This window comes from Acetobacterium wieringae (assembly GCF_001766835.1).
Lineage (GTDB): Bacteria > Bacillota > Clostridia > Eubacteriales > Eubacteriaceae > Acetobacterium > Acetobacterium wieringae.
This window is the reverse complement of sequence record NZ_LKEU01000051.1, coordinates 1-13,063: the sequence shown is the minus strand read 5'-3', so window position 1 is coordinate 13,063 and position 13,063 is coordinate 1. Positions and strand designations below refer to the sequence as shown.

Genomic DNA, 13,063 nt, shown 5'->3' with positions numbered 1-13,063 from the left:
GCCTTTTATCCTGATTCTCACTGGTTTACCAACGCTGGCCAACCGCCTGGCCTTAAACCAGAACCGGTCGCTGGATCAGCGACTGGTGACCCGGTTTCATTTCTCGCCGCTGACACCGGATGAGGTCCGGGACTATATCAAACACCGGTTTAAGCATGCCGGTGTTTCACGGAATCTGATCAACGAGAATGCTTATGAAGCCATTTCGTCATCCACTGGCGGTTATCCCCGATTAGTCGGTAATCTGGTTACCCAATGTCTGATTCTCGCCTTTCAAAAGCAAACCGATCTTATCGATGAAGAGATTGTTTTTGCCGCTTCTGCGGAAGCTGGGATTTAACGCCTGACGGCGTTACTTCCCTTTTTTTCTGGAGAAATAAAGCGTGATTATGTGATTAAAGACTGGCGTTTTATTTTCAACAACTCATAATTTTTACATTATTCCGTTCTTTTTCATCCGTTTTATTGTGATTAAACCAGTCCGAAATAATGTGAAAATTTACATTGTCTCGGAATATTTTGTAAGCGTATGTCTTTCTCATGCTATGCGCTGAGATATTTCTCAAGCCAAAGTATTCACCGGCATCTTTAAGAATATTACTCACTGCCTGAACTCCAATCGGCCCACCTTTACGACTGGGAAACATGTAATCATAATCCTGTTTGTCTTTGATATAGTCCCTCAATATCTTTGCGACAGCTGGTAGGATTTCAGCAGATCGCGGCTTCCTGTTTTTTTCTCTGATGTTCTTTGCATTCTTTTTCTTTCCCTCTAGAATAAGGAACTCTCCAGAACGGATGGCTTCCTTCACATCTCTCACCTGCAGCTTAACCAGATCACCGGCACGAAAGCCGGTCGTTATGCCAACCACAAACAAAACATAATTCCGCAATCCTTCCTGCTCCCTTTGGCTATTAGCTAACAAATAATCCTGAATATTCAGAACATTATCAATATCCTTTATGGGATTTGATGGTCGCTTTTTCATTTCATGATCACACCCTCCTTTTTAAAATAAAAAAAGCAACCTTTCCGGCTGCTCAATTCTTTACCTACTTTGCTATGTTAGATAATATCATGGTTTTAAAAAAATTGCTGTGGGGTAAATTGTGGGATTTAAGAAGCACTACATCTATTCAAATTACTTTCTCAAAATTAATTGCAATAAAAAAAGTCAGCTTAACTGACTTTTTTATGTGTAATGACCGCTTAAGTTGTCATTCATAAATTTTCTTATTTCTGCAAATGCATTTTTTCAATTAATGCATCTTGCAATACTTTTGAAAAATTTACGTTTTGTTCCTGTGCTCTTGTTGCAAGCCATGCAGGAATTGTCAAATTCTTTTTGACTACTTTTTTCCCATACTTTCTAGAATATTCTGAAATATCCAGAACAAGATATTGTACAAATGCACCTTCTTCTTCGGGGATAATCTCAGCAAATCTACTTGGGCTAGGTACCTCCTTTCCATCTTCAAGTTCTCCTACGATCCAGCCGCTCGCAGCATCTTCTGCCATTTCGATAGCAGTTGCCAAATCTTCGCCTTCGGATACGCACCCTGGTAGATCCGGCACTTCAACCGTATATCCTTTTCCATCGTCCCAAGGATAAAATACCGCAGGATAAGTCGACTTCTTAGACATTTTTCTACCTCCTTACAATACTGATATATTAAATATTTTACATAGGCAGGTGTGTAAAGGGGCTATTCAAGCCCCGCCTGCTTCCTAATGCTTTTTATAGTACGACTATTCAAGTCGTTATGCTTAGGAATTGGAATTGTGACTTTTCCTGGTTTAATTGGATGTTTGAAATGATGGTGAGAACCTCTAACGGTATCTAAAACCCAACCATCTTTTTCGATCATCTTAACCGCTTCACGAAATGTCATAAAACACCTCCTATATGATCTTAGCTAAATTATACGCCTAATACGCATTTATATCAATCTTTTTGTGCGTATTAGGCGTATCTTAATTTTTGTTTAAGGAAGCCGATATTTCTCTTATATAGTCGTAGCTATACCCCAGCACCAACGCAATCTCCTGCAAACTGTAACCAACCTGATCCCTCAGATATTTAACCTTTGTATTCACATTATCAATACTACTTATCTGCTCAAGGATCTGGTTTTTCAAATTAACGAGAACATCAATCTCCCGGTTGTGTTCATTAATTTGTTGTTGCAACTCCATGACCTCCGGAAGAATATCTTCAAAAGCTCTTGACTGGTTACCGTGAATGCATGACGCATCCAGATCATCCCCCAGATTACTTGTTTTAATACCATCGGGAGCAATCTGGTTCATCAGTCTCCCTTTTCTGCGAACCAGATTGTCCCTACAATTCGTCTCTATATTGATCATGGCCGTAATACTCTTAATCTTTGACATTCGCTTCCCCCCATGTTAAAATAGTTTTATGAGCAACTTGGGGCGAAAGCTCCTTTTTTTATGGGCTTTTTCGGCTCAATCATTACTTGAAAATCATATACATTAGTAACCACGCATCATTATTTTTATCATCGTCTTCTTCGTCGTTTAATAAATTTTGGATGATTAAATAATCAAGGTAATTTGATAAAAACGAATTTCTATAATAAAAGGTACTACTCATAATCGTTGAATAGTCGTAGTTTTTTAATGACTTATATGGTCTCGAAAAATCAAATTTTTTGTTACTAAAAGCGTAATAACTACTTGATTCTACTGATTTTGTACTGTATGTAATGGTCGTGGCTGGTTTATAGCTGCTTGTAACGTTTGTTTTGCCTGTGCTTGACGAGCTGCTTGCATTGCTCGGCTTACTCGAAGTTGATGGTTTACTTGTCGATACGCTTGGCTTACAAGTGGAAACACTTGGTTTAGACACACTCGGCTTTACCGAAACTGAGCTACCTTTAGCTTCTGCCACGCCAGAACAAGCAATGAATGTAAAGTTTACTAAAAATAATAGTACTATTGAAATTTTCAACCAATGCGGGAACTTCATTTAGTAACCTCCGACTCTGACTTATTTTATGCGCTTTTTCATCCAAATCAACTTATAGCATGAATACTCATTTCATAATTCTGGCACCTCTTTAAACGATGTGCATTTGCCGAAGCTGAACAATTATTTTTGAAATAATTATTGTAGTGCTTACACTCCTTCTTTTTACAAGCGTTTTTCTTTTTCCCTTTCATGCGTTCCTCCTTTTCTGGGACACGCCCAGATACAAATATATGATGGACAATCAATGTAAGAACAACCTTCACAGATCCAATTCATCCTTTGGCTCCACTGCCATACCACTTTGATTTCAATGTACGAATATCTTCTTTGATCTTTTCAAGTAATACCTTTTCTTGTTCAATATCTTTCGGATTTGCATCTGGCCTGGTAATGTAATATTGCAGAGCGTGTTTTATTGTCTGAAGCTTTCGGTACTTATTCATATATTAGCCTCCAATAGAATTTCGAAATCCGCTGTTTTAATAATTTTTAGTAATTTTTCCAACTCAAAATTTCGATATGCTGTCATCGCATAAGTATAAGGTTTTGAATGATTGTACCCAAACTGATCAATGTATTCCCGGCAAGCTTCCTTTGTTAAAAATGCGCCTGTATTTTTGGTTAATACACCTTCAATTCTGTAAGTATAGATTTCGCAGTCGATATCTTTTTCTATAAGAACTCCTTTTGCATCCTCTAAATCATAAATCGAATCCAATTCACATTCGTTAAAATACCCGACATCGCTCATCCACTGTTTTAATTCGTCAAGTTCGTCCTCAGAATAAACTCTTTCTGAATCAATGGCCAATTCAACCCCGTCTTCACACCCAGGAAGCGCTGGAACTTTCTGCTCTTCCATCACTCCCCAAAATACAGGATTGGCATTGCCATCATTTTCCTGACTATTTAACTTTCCTTGTAATTCAATCAAGAATTTAATATCTTCAACATTCATTTTTCACCCTCCATCTTTACTAACTGCACTTGAAACCCCAGAGCTTTCATGATTTTCTTAATCGTTTCATATTGCGGTTCTCGTTGACCAAGTTCATAATGGCTGATACACCTTTGCGATACACCTGCAGAGAATGCCAATGCTTCCTGAGACCACCCAAGCTGTTCACGCTCTTTTTTGATTCGTTCTCCAATGTTCATTTTCACATTCCTTTGCTGGTTTAAATTCTAAAATGCTACCTTCCACTTTAATCAGATCAATCATTTCGCTGTATTTGCTGCATAATCTCCCATGTCTATTTTGACAACTTTGACAATTATTATTCACGTTTCCATTTCCTCCTGAAATTTATAAATCATAGCTGGTCGGCCATTAAATAGTTTTGTAGCTCTGCCACGGCAAATTATGACACTGATATGGTTGACCGTAGTATTGCACATTTTCGCAAGTTCATTTAAACTCCCAGCCGTGGCCAATGGCCATTCAAATCTGCTTGTGTCAGCAATTAAATAAATCATTCAACACCTCAAGCCCCATAGGTGGTTTCTATCCTACCCATCTGGTTATAACGATAAAAATCAAGTTTTACTATCGGGAACCCAGGGTATTTCTTTCCATTCTCACAAGAACACCGGCCAACACTTTCATGGCCATCTGGATCAATCAGCATCAGCATTCCGCTCCCCTTACAGATATCACACGCCACAGACTCAATCTGAGTAACTTTATATAACGTTCTAGCCAGCGCGAGAATATCTCCGGGTTTTGGTTCCCGTGTTTCTCCCGCTTTCAAAAATTTTATATACGCCTTGTGGCAAGTCTCATAAGGCACTTTTTCAAGAATTTCCTGCCATGTTTCTATTGCTGTTGCTTTTGAACTAATCCGAGGAAAGCATCCCTGCATTTCCTCCAGAAAGTCGTGGGTTTCCGCATGATTCAATTTTTAATTCCTCCTGTCTTTCAAAATTTAACAACTTTTCAACTTTTGCCATTTCGATGATATCCGCCGGTGTTGGAGGAAACTTCATCACTTTAAGCAGTTTAAACAATGCTTCGCTGGCATGTTTATAATCAAGATCCTTGAGTAATGCATGCCAGGTCGTATTCATAATTCCAGCGCCATCCACTTTGAAATTCGGGTAGACAGCAGATATTACAGTTAAGATTTTAGCGATTTCTTCAGAGTCCAAAAATATCACCATCTTCCTTCTTGCCACTCATCTGGTTTGCCAAATTACTCACGGCCCCCTGTAGATTCTTGGGGATAGTTACCTTGTTATCAAATACGCCCTCAACGATCCTCACAAAATTTTCAGGTTTCAAAATCCAGTCGAAGCTGGCCATCCATCCCCGATCATTAATCCCGCATAGAAAATCACTTTTGCCAGTTTTAAAAAAACATATGCTTACTGCTTCCCGTCCATGCTCCTTGATCCGCTGCTGAATGGTATTGCGACGCTTGGGGGTCAGGGTCGTTACTTTTGGCAAACGAGAAACTACTTGATTGAACTCCTTAACCACATTATCCAGATCCAACTTTTCTGGTTTCTCTGCTATTTCAATTACAGTGGCTTCAGTGGTACTCTCTTTATCTGTGTTTACATCTGTGTTTATATATGTGTTTATATCTGGTATAGGTTCGACATTCCTGTCACTTCTATTTGACAAATCTGTCACTTTCATTTGACAATTATGTAAAATGGAAATACCATAATCGGTAAATGCATACCACAAAGTACGATCATACTTTAATTCATTATAATTGCCTTTTATGATGATTCTTTTTTCGATTAAATCATCCAATATCTTCCGAATTTGTCGATCTGTCCAAAACGGAAATAAATCTTTCCATGCCTTGATACTATTAAATGTCCAGTACCGTCCATCATGAAAGTGCTTATCATTGGCTTCATTTTTCTTAATCCAAAACTGAAGATTTTGAACAACAATTGCAGCATTAACCCCCAGCTTTTCAGCTACATCTACATCAAAACTATAATTCACGCCACATCCTCCAGCTTTTCAACGCCTGCCCATTCCAGGGCAGTTCTCAAATTGGTTGTAAATTTAGTCAGCACCTTAAAATAATGCTTAACACCATCTGATTTCATCTTGATTTCTTTATATCCCGGAGCCGTAAAATGCAGTACCCCATTATTTTTTGATTCTTCTGCCACAAATCCCTTTTTTTCTAAAATTTCAATTACTCTCTGTAATGAATAGCTCATGTTTCTTCCTCCAAATATTCCGGTTCCAGCTTAATACTCACCCGGAACCGGTTAATCATTTTTCTAAATTTTTCATCACCTTTTTGACGTGTTGATTCTCTTTCATAGAGAGACATCATTTTCAGATACTGAATCTTATCCTCATCACTCGTTCTATTTTTCTTCATCCCGACCTTTCCCCACTATACAAACGCATTTTTTTATGCTAAAATTTACAAAAGAATATTTACCTAGTCAGGGTAATAACTTGAGATCGCTGTTCCCGCAGCGGTCTTTTTTCTATTGCGGAGAAAATCAAACTCCAACCGGACATAATGCCCTCCATTAATTCTTTTATGAACATTTCCGATGTTTCTATTTCGTGTTCATCAATATGATTATCCAGGATAACCTTTCTCATTGCGCTTTCTAAAGGCTGTATATCGCCTATTTCGGCTTGAAACTTTAAAAATGCCAGTGGGAGGTCTGTTAACTCGACATCCGGGAATATTTCCCTGCCTATTAAAGTATTTTCTTTAAGATGAATTAACGGTAACCATGGTGTACCGTATAATTTTGCCATGTTCAGCACAACATCTTCCGGTGGCATATGCTTCCCAATATCGATTGAATAAGCTTCATAACTCCCCAATGCCCGAACCGAAATCCCAAGCTTCGGTGCTGCTTCTTCCTGGGTTAAACCGGAACGATCTCTGCAGATTCTGTAAATACTTCTGTATGATTCTTTCATGTTCTTTTCTGATCCTTTCGTTTAGAATTAAGATATAGAAAATAAATTCTCCCGAATCCCTTCAATAACCTCTTAGATCCACGCTTAATTCTTTGATCTTTCTTCAACCCATTTTTCAGCCAATGCTATATTTACATAGTACCGCTGACCAATTTTAAAAGCCGGAAATGTGTCATCGTATAGGTATAATGACCGTATTCGATTATAGGGTAACCCCAGCTTCTCAGCCGCTTCCCTTGGCTTAAGCAGTAATGTTTCCGGCTCTGCTTTTGGTTTTGCAACTTCTTCCTTTACCAACTGCTCGATTATGGTTCCAAGTAATGTTAAAATATCTGTGTTCTGTGCTTGCATTTTCTCACCTCCTTGTTGGCTTTATTTATCTTTTCAATTACTCACTCTTTTGTTATACTTAACAAAAAGGAGTTTATATGGATAAAGATCCCACTTTTATAAATAACTTGCTTACTTCACCGCTTTGGTCCTTTTTAAGTGCTTTTCTTGGGATTGCTGCCATGTTTTTTCGTTATAAATGGAAAGATTCAGCAAAGGCAGCTGAAAAATATACGTTTTTATTTAAAAATTACAAACTTGTTGGCGAACTCGAAAAATCCTCTGATAACTTAGCAATTCAATTATGCAAACAGGCAAAATTTGTGATCACGACTAAAGTACTTGATCCAATAAAAATAAATGACATCCGAATCCTCATATCAGATATTAAGCGATTTGAAATTATTCTATCCCTTGAAGAAATTGATAGTTTGGAAATCATAGAAAAAATAATTAAAAATCCTAAACCAGATTTTGATGCTTTAAACGACCATTTAATAAAATTATCAGGTAACCTTAAAAAAGAAAGGATGTATCATCATGATTATTACTTCGCAACAAAAAAAACAACTAATTTCAAAGCTAACTAAACAGACTGAAGCTGGTGAATTAAAATGGGAAAGAATAGGCCATCATCAACCATCCCCGACATCAATACAACAATTCATTTACGGATTAACTTCTGAATACGTTTTAGAGGATTCATACTGGACACCATATAAAGAAGGCTTTTTTTGTCTATTACATACTGTTTACGATCCTAGTTCACTTAATGACAAAGAACTTATAGAAAAATTCAACAAAATATTTAACTTGAACCTATTGAGCCATGGTTTTATTCCTGTTCCTGATAATGCAACTGAGTATAAAACAAATTACAAATTACTTGTTCAAGCTGACCAATATATTGTACCTGAGTTAATTCCACCTGCAGGAGAACCAATGACCGATGAATTATATGTCTTAAGTGAAGTAATTAAACGTTCCAATGCTAAGAATGAATACTTTATAAATCAATATTTACAAGAATCTTAGCAAACATTAAATAATATCGATGCAATCAGAAAGCAATTACAAACTAAGTATGCCCTAAAAAAAAATAAAAACCTTTTCTTATCTTCTTCTGCTTTCTGATTCGCAATTTCGAAATTTCGGGCAACATTTTCCCAATATTCCTCCACATATTTTGAACTTTTTCTATTCTCTTCCATCCTTCTCACCTCCTAACTGGCTTTTTGTTTTTCCTTAACTCTGATATAATGAATTAATTAATCTTGAGGAGGAAATAACTCATGCAAGGATTTGAAGCCATTAGTTTACTCGTCGCCTTCATTGCTCTAATAATTTCTTTAGCAACTCTTCAACAGAATAGAAACATCGTTGAAGAATCAAATCGTGCATATATTGTTTTATACATCGATCGTGAAAGGCCAGATGACTACAAAAGCATTGTCTTAAAAAACTTTGGTAAAACAAGTGGGGTCCTTTTATCTGTTGAGTTCGACCCGCCGTTACCGGTAGATAAATCAAAAATTCATCGTAATAACCGACCTTTATTGACCGATTTCAAAAACATCTTTTTCGCACCAGGCCAATCATTTAAAACGCATTTCGATTTAAATAACGATGATGCTCAAATATTTAATGTCATTGTGACTTACGAAACACTTGGTCGTACTATCAAAGAAAGTTATTCGATCGATCTTACTTTCCGTAAAAGTCTATATCGTCTAAAAACTGATGTTGAAACCGAGTTAGATGCTCTTAAAACGATCAGTCAAAGCATTCTTGAAGTTTCTGACAAGCTCTCCTGACTGCATTGGCCACTTCATCCTTATCACATATATCAGCATTGATGTCTAAGCTTATTGTTACAGCAGGTTCGCCACTAATAATTCGTCCATCCTGTGTATAGACTGGCTTACCATATCCAAGGGTTGATACTATTTTTAATTTTGTCGGATATAAATCGTAATTATTTTTTTTACTTTCCATCCTCCTCACCTCCTAACTGGCTTTGGTTTTTCGCTTCATATCGTAGCATTTGTTCGCAAAAAAAACTTCATTTTCAAATACTTCTTCGACATTTTTACCTAACGCTTCAGAAATATCTTCTGCTATTGGCAATGAAGGATTCCTTTCCCCATTTTCAATTAATCCATAGTAGCTGCGATTAATATTTGCAAGCTCAGATATTTGTTTTTGGGTAAAATTCGCTTCTTTCCGTAGTTCATATAGCTTTTCTCGTTTCATTCCACACCTCCTTGCTACATATTGTAACATTATTATATAGCTACATTTTGAAGCAGTCAAGTGTTATTTATAATTTTACGCTACATTTTGCAGCATTGTTTGAAAAGCTACAATTTGTAGAGTATAATCATGAAAGAGGTGTTATTATGATTGGTGAACGTTTAAAAAACTTACGAAAAAATATGGGTTACACTCAAGATGATCTCGCTGAGAAACTATCAATATCAAGATCTTCGCTTTCGTTGTATGAAATTGACAAAAGAGACCCAGATAGCGAAACATTTAATAAGATAGCTGATTTTTTTAATGTTTCACTTGATTATTTAAATGGTCGCACCGACGATCCTAACCCGATCCGTGACGTTGACCAGGATCTGCATGATGAGCACAACTACACCAAAGAACTGGAAGATTTTCTGAAAGATAACGTAACCACGGCTATGTTTCAGGACTATGGCGATTGGTCTGATGAAGAGAAAAGAGATTTACTGCAGTTTTTAAAAGGGCAGAAAGCTTTAAGAGAACAGAATAAGGGAAAATAAGCAGGCTTTATTCTAGTCTGCTTTATTTTTCATAAGAATTTTTATAATTTATGGAGGCACAAATGTTAGAAAACCTAGTTATCACAAAGTTGTTTGGTCGATTTGATTATGAAATCGATTTAAAAGATGGTGGAATCACTATTTTAACAGGTCCAAATGGGTTTGGAAAATCAACTATTCTTAAAATAATTGAAGCAGCAAGCAATGGTGACCTTGTTTTTTTTAGAAAACTAAATTTTCTAACAATTATTCTAAAATCTCATAAAAAGGAAGTATGTATACGAAAAGAAGATAAATACTTTAGTATCAATGGGGTCAGCATCGAACCAATATTACGGCGTTACACGAAAAATGGTAATTATTTTCTAAATAACAAAGTTATCTTTGAAAATAAAATGTGTTTTTTAGAAAACTCATATGAAAACAATGAAATCTTTAAATTTAATACTGAAACTATGCATAACCTTGATGATTCTTATAAAGAAATCAGTAATATCGAAGCTAAAAAGGAAATCCTTTTTCAAGCAAATAAACTTTTTAAATTAACGGAAGAAATGAAAAGTTTGTGCGGTCGTGTAAGGCTCATATCTGAACAACGACTAATTCAAGAAATTAAAAGCACTAAAAAAAAATCAAAAACTTACAATGAAAAAAAAATGCGACATGTAATCAGTGATATACCAAATGATTTAAAAAAGGAAATCTCTAAAATATCAGAACAATATTCACAAGTTTCCAATAGACTTGACAGTACTTACCCCCAACGACTTTTCTCAGCAAAAAAAGGTCTTAAAAGCAGTTCTGAATTCAAAATAAAATTAGAAGAAGCATTTATCAAATTTAAAAGATTAAGTAAATACGCCTTAATTGATCAAGATATTACGATTTTTGAGAGAAACGCTTATAAAGATGAATTTTCCATTGCTTTTAAAATATACTTTGATGATTTTGCTGTAAAATACAGTGTATTTGAGCCATTACTTACTAAATTAGAATTATTTACAAATATTATTAATGAGAGATTATTGTTCAAAGAAATTCGAATAACTAATGATGGCTTTGTTGTTGTCGATATTGATAATAATAAATCTTTATCATTAGAGGATTTATCTTCTGGTGAAAAACAAGAAATTGTTCTATTTTATGACTTGATTTTCAATACTGATAGCGAGCTTCTATTATTAATAGATGAACCTGAAATTTCCTTACACATTGCTTGGCAAAAGAGGTTTTTAGATGATTTATTGAAAGTTGCTGAAAATGTGAGTTTAAAAGCTATAGTCGCAACTCATTCTCCGCAAATCATAAATAACCACTGGGACATTCAAATTGATTTAGGTGAACTGTATGGCCGCGAATTCAATTAGAATAGAATTAGATAAAAATGCTATCATAAATGACATAAACTTCATGCAATCTGTGGATATATACAAACAGGATATTTATTTAATAGTGGAAGGATTAGATGATCTATCATTTATTCAATCTAAAGTAACGAATTCAGTATATCTCTATGAATCCTTTTCTGGCAAAAATGGTGTTAGAGAAATCGTAGATTATTTTGACAATAATTATCGTGTTATTGGCTTATATGACAGAGATTATGAACAAATTGAAACTATAGAAAAACATTTTTATTATGATCACAATTGTCTCGAGATGATGATTGCTAAAAATGAAACTGTTTTTAGTAGTGTATGCTCTGAATATTACAGAGGTTTAAAGAGCTCAACTGAAATATTGGAAGATGTTTTTTTTAACCTAAGATTTCTGGGTGAATTAAGAAAATTAAATCACGACAGCGGAGCAGGTTTTAAATTTAGTAAATTTTCATTTGATGGTTGCATTGATGAACATTGTTACTTAAATCATGGAAACGTAATTTCAAAAATCAAAACATGGAACCCGAACAGACAACATCACTTTTATATGCTGGATGAGTTTTGTAATACCTATGATACTGCAGAGTGTTTTGATCACGACTACTACTTCGATATTATTAATGGGCATGATTTCATTTCCTTTTTATGTTATTCAATTTATTTTCATACAAACAAATCTAAAAGCAAAGAAGATATTGCAAGTTCATTTCGTTGTGCTTATAGATTAGAAGACTTTCAATCAACAATATTATTTGAAAACTTAAGGTCATATGAACAAGAAAAGCATTTGCATATTCTTATTAATTGCTGACTTATTTTTAGCAAACCTAATTTTTTCACACAACAGAAATTTCCTCACCAAACCCAAAGACAGAACGTATGTTTTGTGGTATAATCCTAAGAAAAACAGAACTTACGTTCTTTTTTTTCTTAGGAGGTGTCATGTTTAAATTTTCTAAAAAGTGCGCTTATAACACATTGAAGGCAAATAATATTTCAGAATTCCCCATCCCTATCTACGCCATTGAGCAAATAATCATTGATCATGATTTTGATATCGTGATTATTCCCACTCTCAGAAAATCCTGTGTTTTTGACCAAACTCTTTTTGTCGCAAACCTTCCGGATACTGAATTTCGCATATCACTTGCTCATGAACTTGGTCATATTCTTCTACATGATTTTTTCATCCATTCCAGCCGATCTGAAGCTCAAGCCAATGCTTTTGCAGCTTATTTTCTTATGCCTCCAGGTATGTTTGAAAAAGATCTGGAACAATTAAATGAGTGGGAACTTTCTGAAAAATACGGCGTTCCTGTTGAATATGTAATAAAACGTGCAGCATTAATAACTGAACCAAGGAATAAAGAAATGAGGTTATTCTAAATGGCAAGAAAAACGTATAAGAAAAAAACAAAGAACGGTACTGAATATTACTTCTTCCGGCTGTTTTATAAAGATAATCGACCAAAAGATATTTATGCAAATAGTGTCAGCGAAATGGAAGAAAAGATTGGATGTTTATTGTAAAATAAAAATGTAGAAAGTTGCAAAGTAAAAATCCATAGTATTGCAAGTTGGAAAATGCACAATATTGCAAAAATCCATTGCGGGCAAAACTCAAGTCAATTATCCTTGTATCTG

The 13,063-nt window shown here is 35.3% G+C and carries 27 protein-coding genes and 1 pseudogene; 9 read left to right on the top strand and 19 right to left on the bottom strand.

Features of this window, described 5'->3' with window-relative positions; translation table 11 throughout:
• A pseudogene (locus ACWI_RS18090) lies at nt 1-340 on the top strand (AAA family ATPase); the annotation flags it as partial.
• A 76-nt stretch (nt 341-416) separates the two neighbouring features.
• Here the strand turns inward: ACWI_RS18090 and ACWI_RS18085 are convergent.
• The 16 genes from ACWI_RS18085 to ACWI_RS18015 all read right to left on the bottom strand — a co-directional run bounded on the left by ACWI_RS18085 (nt 417) and on the right by ACWI_RS18015 (nt 7,263).
• Nucleotides 417-989 carry a tyrosine-type recombinase/integrase gene (locus ACWI_RS18085; RefSeq protein ID WP_070372851.1) on the bottom strand — a complete coding sequence of 191 codons (573 nt, stop codon included), beginning with the start codon at nt 987-989 and terminating at the stop codon, nt 417-419.
• Between the two features lie 245 nt (nt 990-1,234).
• Complete coding sequence (locus ACWI_RS18075) at nt 1,235-1,645, bottom strand: type II toxin-antitoxin system HicB family antitoxin (protein WP_070372849.1); 411 nt, start codon at nt 1,643-1,645, stop codon at nt 1,235-1,237.
• A gap of 62 nt (nt 1,646-1,707) precedes the next feature.
• Entirely contained in the window at nt 1,708-1,893 is a 186-nt protein-coding gene (locus tag ACWI_RS18070) for a type II toxin-antitoxin system HicA family toxin (RefSeq protein ID WP_070372848.1), read from the bottom strand.
• An 82-nt stretch (nt 1,894-1,975) separates the two neighbouring features.
• Nucleotides 1,976-2,395, bottom strand: coding sequence for a hypothetical protein (locus ACWI_RS18065; protein ID WP_070372847.1), 420 nt, complete (start codon nt 2,393-2,395; stop codon nt 1,976-1,978).
• Between the two features lie 82 nt (nt 2,396-2,477).
• Entirely contained in the window at nt 2,478-2,993 is a 516-nt protein-coding gene (locus ACWI_RS18875; protein WP_139142416.1) for a hypothetical protein, read from the bottom strand.
• Between the two features lie 47 nt (nt 2,994-3,040).
• Nucleotides 3,041-3,187 carry a hypothetical protein gene (locus ACWI_RS19185; RefSeq protein ID WP_175440987.1) on the bottom strand — a complete coding sequence of 49 codons (147 nt, stop codon included), beginning with the start codon at nt 3,185-3,187 and terminating at the stop codon, nt 3,041-3,043.
• Nucleotides 3,188-3,268: 81 nt separating this feature from the next.
• A complete protein-coding gene (locus ACWI_RS19180; RefSeq protein WP_175440986.1) occupies nt 3,269-3,439 on the bottom strand; it encodes a hypothetical protein in 171 nt (56 codons plus the stop codon).
• Nucleotides 3,436-3,954 carry a hypothetical protein gene (locus ACWI_RS18055; protein ID WP_070372845.1) on the bottom strand — a complete coding sequence of 173 codons (519 nt, stop codon included), beginning with the start codon at nt 3,952-3,954 and terminating at the stop codon, nt 3,436-3,438. Before ACWI_RS18055 ends, ACWI_RS19180 begins: the two co-directional genes overlap by 4 nt.
• Entirely contained in the window at nt 3,951-4,154 is a 204-nt protein-coding gene (locus ACWI_RS18050; protein ID WP_070372844.1) for a helix-turn-helix domain-containing protein, read from the bottom strand. The genes ACWI_RS18055 and ACWI_RS18050 overlap by 4 nt, the downstream gene beginning before the upstream one ends.
• Nucleotides 4,155-4,480: 326 nt before the next feature.
• Nucleotides 4,481-4,894, bottom strand: a complete 414-nt coding sequence (locus ACWI_RS18040; protein ID WP_139142415.1) for a replicative helicase loader/inhibitor — start codon at nt 4,892-4,894, stop codon at nt 4,481-4,483.
• Nucleotides 4,833-5,144, bottom strand: coding sequence for a replicative helicase loader/inhibitor (locus ACWI_RS18035; protein WP_175440985.1), 312 nt, complete (start codon nt 5,142-5,144; stop codon nt 4,833-4,835). The genes ACWI_RS18040 and ACWI_RS18035 overlap by 62 nt, the downstream gene beginning before the upstream one ends.
• Nucleotides 5,134-5,958: a hypothetical protein gene (locus ACWI_RS18030; protein ID WP_070372840.1), complete on the bottom strand. Its 825-nt coding sequence runs from the start codon at nt 5,956-5,958 to the stop codon at nt 5,134-5,136. The genes ACWI_RS18035 and ACWI_RS18030 overlap by 11 nt, the downstream gene beginning before the upstream one ends.
• Nucleotides 5,955-6,182, bottom strand: a complete 228-nt coding sequence (locus tag ACWI_RS18025) for a hypothetical protein (protein WP_070372839.1) — start codon at nt 6,180-6,182, stop codon at nt 5,955-5,957. The genes ACWI_RS18030 and ACWI_RS18025 overlap by 4 nt, the downstream gene beginning before the upstream one ends.
• Nucleotides 6,179-6,349, bottom strand: coding sequence for a hypothetical protein (locus ACWI_RS19175; RefSeq protein ID WP_175440984.1), 171 nt, complete (start codon nt 6,347-6,349; stop codon nt 6,179-6,181). The genes ACWI_RS18025 and ACWI_RS19175 overlap by 4 nt, the downstream gene beginning before the upstream one ends.
• Before the next feature lie 59 nt (nt 6,350-6,408).
• The gene (locus ACWI_RS18020; RefSeq protein WP_070372838.1) at nt 6,409-6,912 is read right to left on the bottom strand and encodes a helix-turn-helix domain-containing protein; all 504 of its coding nucleotides are present in this window, start codon (nt 6,910-6,912) and stop codon (nt 6,409-6,411) included.
• A gap of 84 nt (nt 6,913-6,996) precedes the next feature.
• A complete protein-coding gene (locus ACWI_RS18015; protein WP_070372837.1) occupies nt 6,997-7,263 on the bottom strand; it encodes a helix-turn-helix domain-containing protein in 267 nt (88 codons plus the stop codon).
• A gap of 77 nt (nt 7,264-7,340) precedes the next feature.
• Here ACWI_RS18015 and ACWI_RS18010 point away from each other — a divergent pair, with 77 nt between their 5' ends.
• On the top strand, nt 7,341-7,832 hold the full coding sequence (locus tag ACWI_RS18010) for a hypothetical protein (protein ID WP_070372836.1): 492 nt from the start codon (nt 7,341-7,343) through the stop codon (nt 7,830-7,832).
• Nucleotides 7,783-8,277 (top strand): hypothetical protein, encoded by a 495-nt coding sequence (locus ACWI_RS18005; protein ID WP_070372835.1) that lies wholly within the window; start codon nt 7,783-7,785, stop codon nt 8,275-8,277. The genes ACWI_RS18010 and ACWI_RS18005 overlap by 50 nt, the downstream gene beginning before the upstream one ends.
• Here the strand turns inward: ACWI_RS18005 and ACWI_RS18000 are convergent.
• A complete protein-coding gene (locus ACWI_RS18000) occupies nt 8,274-8,453 on the bottom strand; it encodes a hypothetical protein (RefSeq protein ID WP_070372834.1) in 180 nt (59 codons plus the stop codon). The genes ACWI_RS18005 and ACWI_RS18000 overlap by 4 nt on opposite strands.
• 81 nt (nt 8,454-8,534) lie before the next feature.
• Between ACWI_RS18000 and ACWI_RS17995 the strand changes: the two genes are divergently transcribed.
• Complete coding sequence (locus ACWI_RS17995; protein WP_070372833.1) at nt 8,535-9,056, top strand: hypothetical protein; 522 nt, start codon at nt 8,535-8,537, stop codon at nt 9,054-9,056.
• On the opposite strand, the gene ACWI_RS18870 is transcribed toward ACWI_RS17995, so the two are convergent.
• Complete coding sequence (locus tag ACWI_RS18870; RefSeq protein WP_139142414.1) at nt 9,016-9,237, bottom strand: hypothetical protein; 222 nt, start codon at nt 9,235-9,237, stop codon at nt 9,016-9,018. The two genes, ACWI_RS17995 and ACWI_RS18870, sit on opposite strands and share 41 nt — an antisense overlap.
• Before the next feature lie 12 nt (nt 9,238-9,249).
• The gene (locus ACWI_RS17990) at nt 9,250-9,495 is read right to left on the bottom strand and encodes a helix-turn-helix transcriptional regulator (RefSeq protein ID WP_070372832.1); all 246 of its coding nucleotides are present in this window, start codon (nt 9,493-9,495) and stop codon (nt 9,250-9,252) included.
• Between the two features lie 146 nt (nt 9,496-9,641).
• Here ACWI_RS17990 and ACWI_RS17985 point away from each other — a divergent pair, with 146 nt between their 5' ends.
• The 5 genes from ACWI_RS17985 (at nt 9,642) to ACWI_RS19170 (ending at nt 12,949) form a co-directional block, all read left to right on the top strand.
• A complete protein-coding gene (locus ACWI_RS17985; protein WP_070372831.1) occupies nt 9,642-10,037 on the top strand; it encodes a helix-turn-helix domain-containing protein in 396 nt (131 codons plus the stop codon).
• A gap of 62 nt (nt 10,038-10,099) precedes the next feature.
• A complete protein-coding gene (locus ACWI_RS17980) occupies nt 10,100-11,404 on the top strand; it encodes an AAA family ATPase (protein ID WP_070372830.1) in 1,305 nt (434 codons plus the stop codon).
• Nucleotides 11,385-12,230, top strand: a complete 846-nt coding sequence (locus ACWI_RS17975) for a hypothetical protein (protein ID WP_070372829.1) — start codon at nt 11,385-11,387, stop codon at nt 12,228-12,230. Before ACWI_RS17980 ends, ACWI_RS17975 begins: the two co-directional genes overlap by 20 nt.
• A 131-nt stretch (nt 12,231-12,361) precedes the next feature.
• Nucleotides 12,362-12,805, top strand: a complete 444-nt coding sequence (locus ACWI_RS17970) for an ImmA/IrrE family metallo-endopeptidase (RefSeq protein WP_070372828.1) — start codon at nt 12,362-12,364, stop codon at nt 12,803-12,805.
• Complete coding sequence (locus tag ACWI_RS19170) at nt 12,806-12,949, top strand: hypothetical protein (protein WP_175440983.1); 144 nt, start codon at nt 12,806-12,808, stop codon at nt 12,947-12,949. It abuts the gene before it with no gap.
• Nucleotides 12,950-13,063 lie beyond the last annotated feature (114 nt).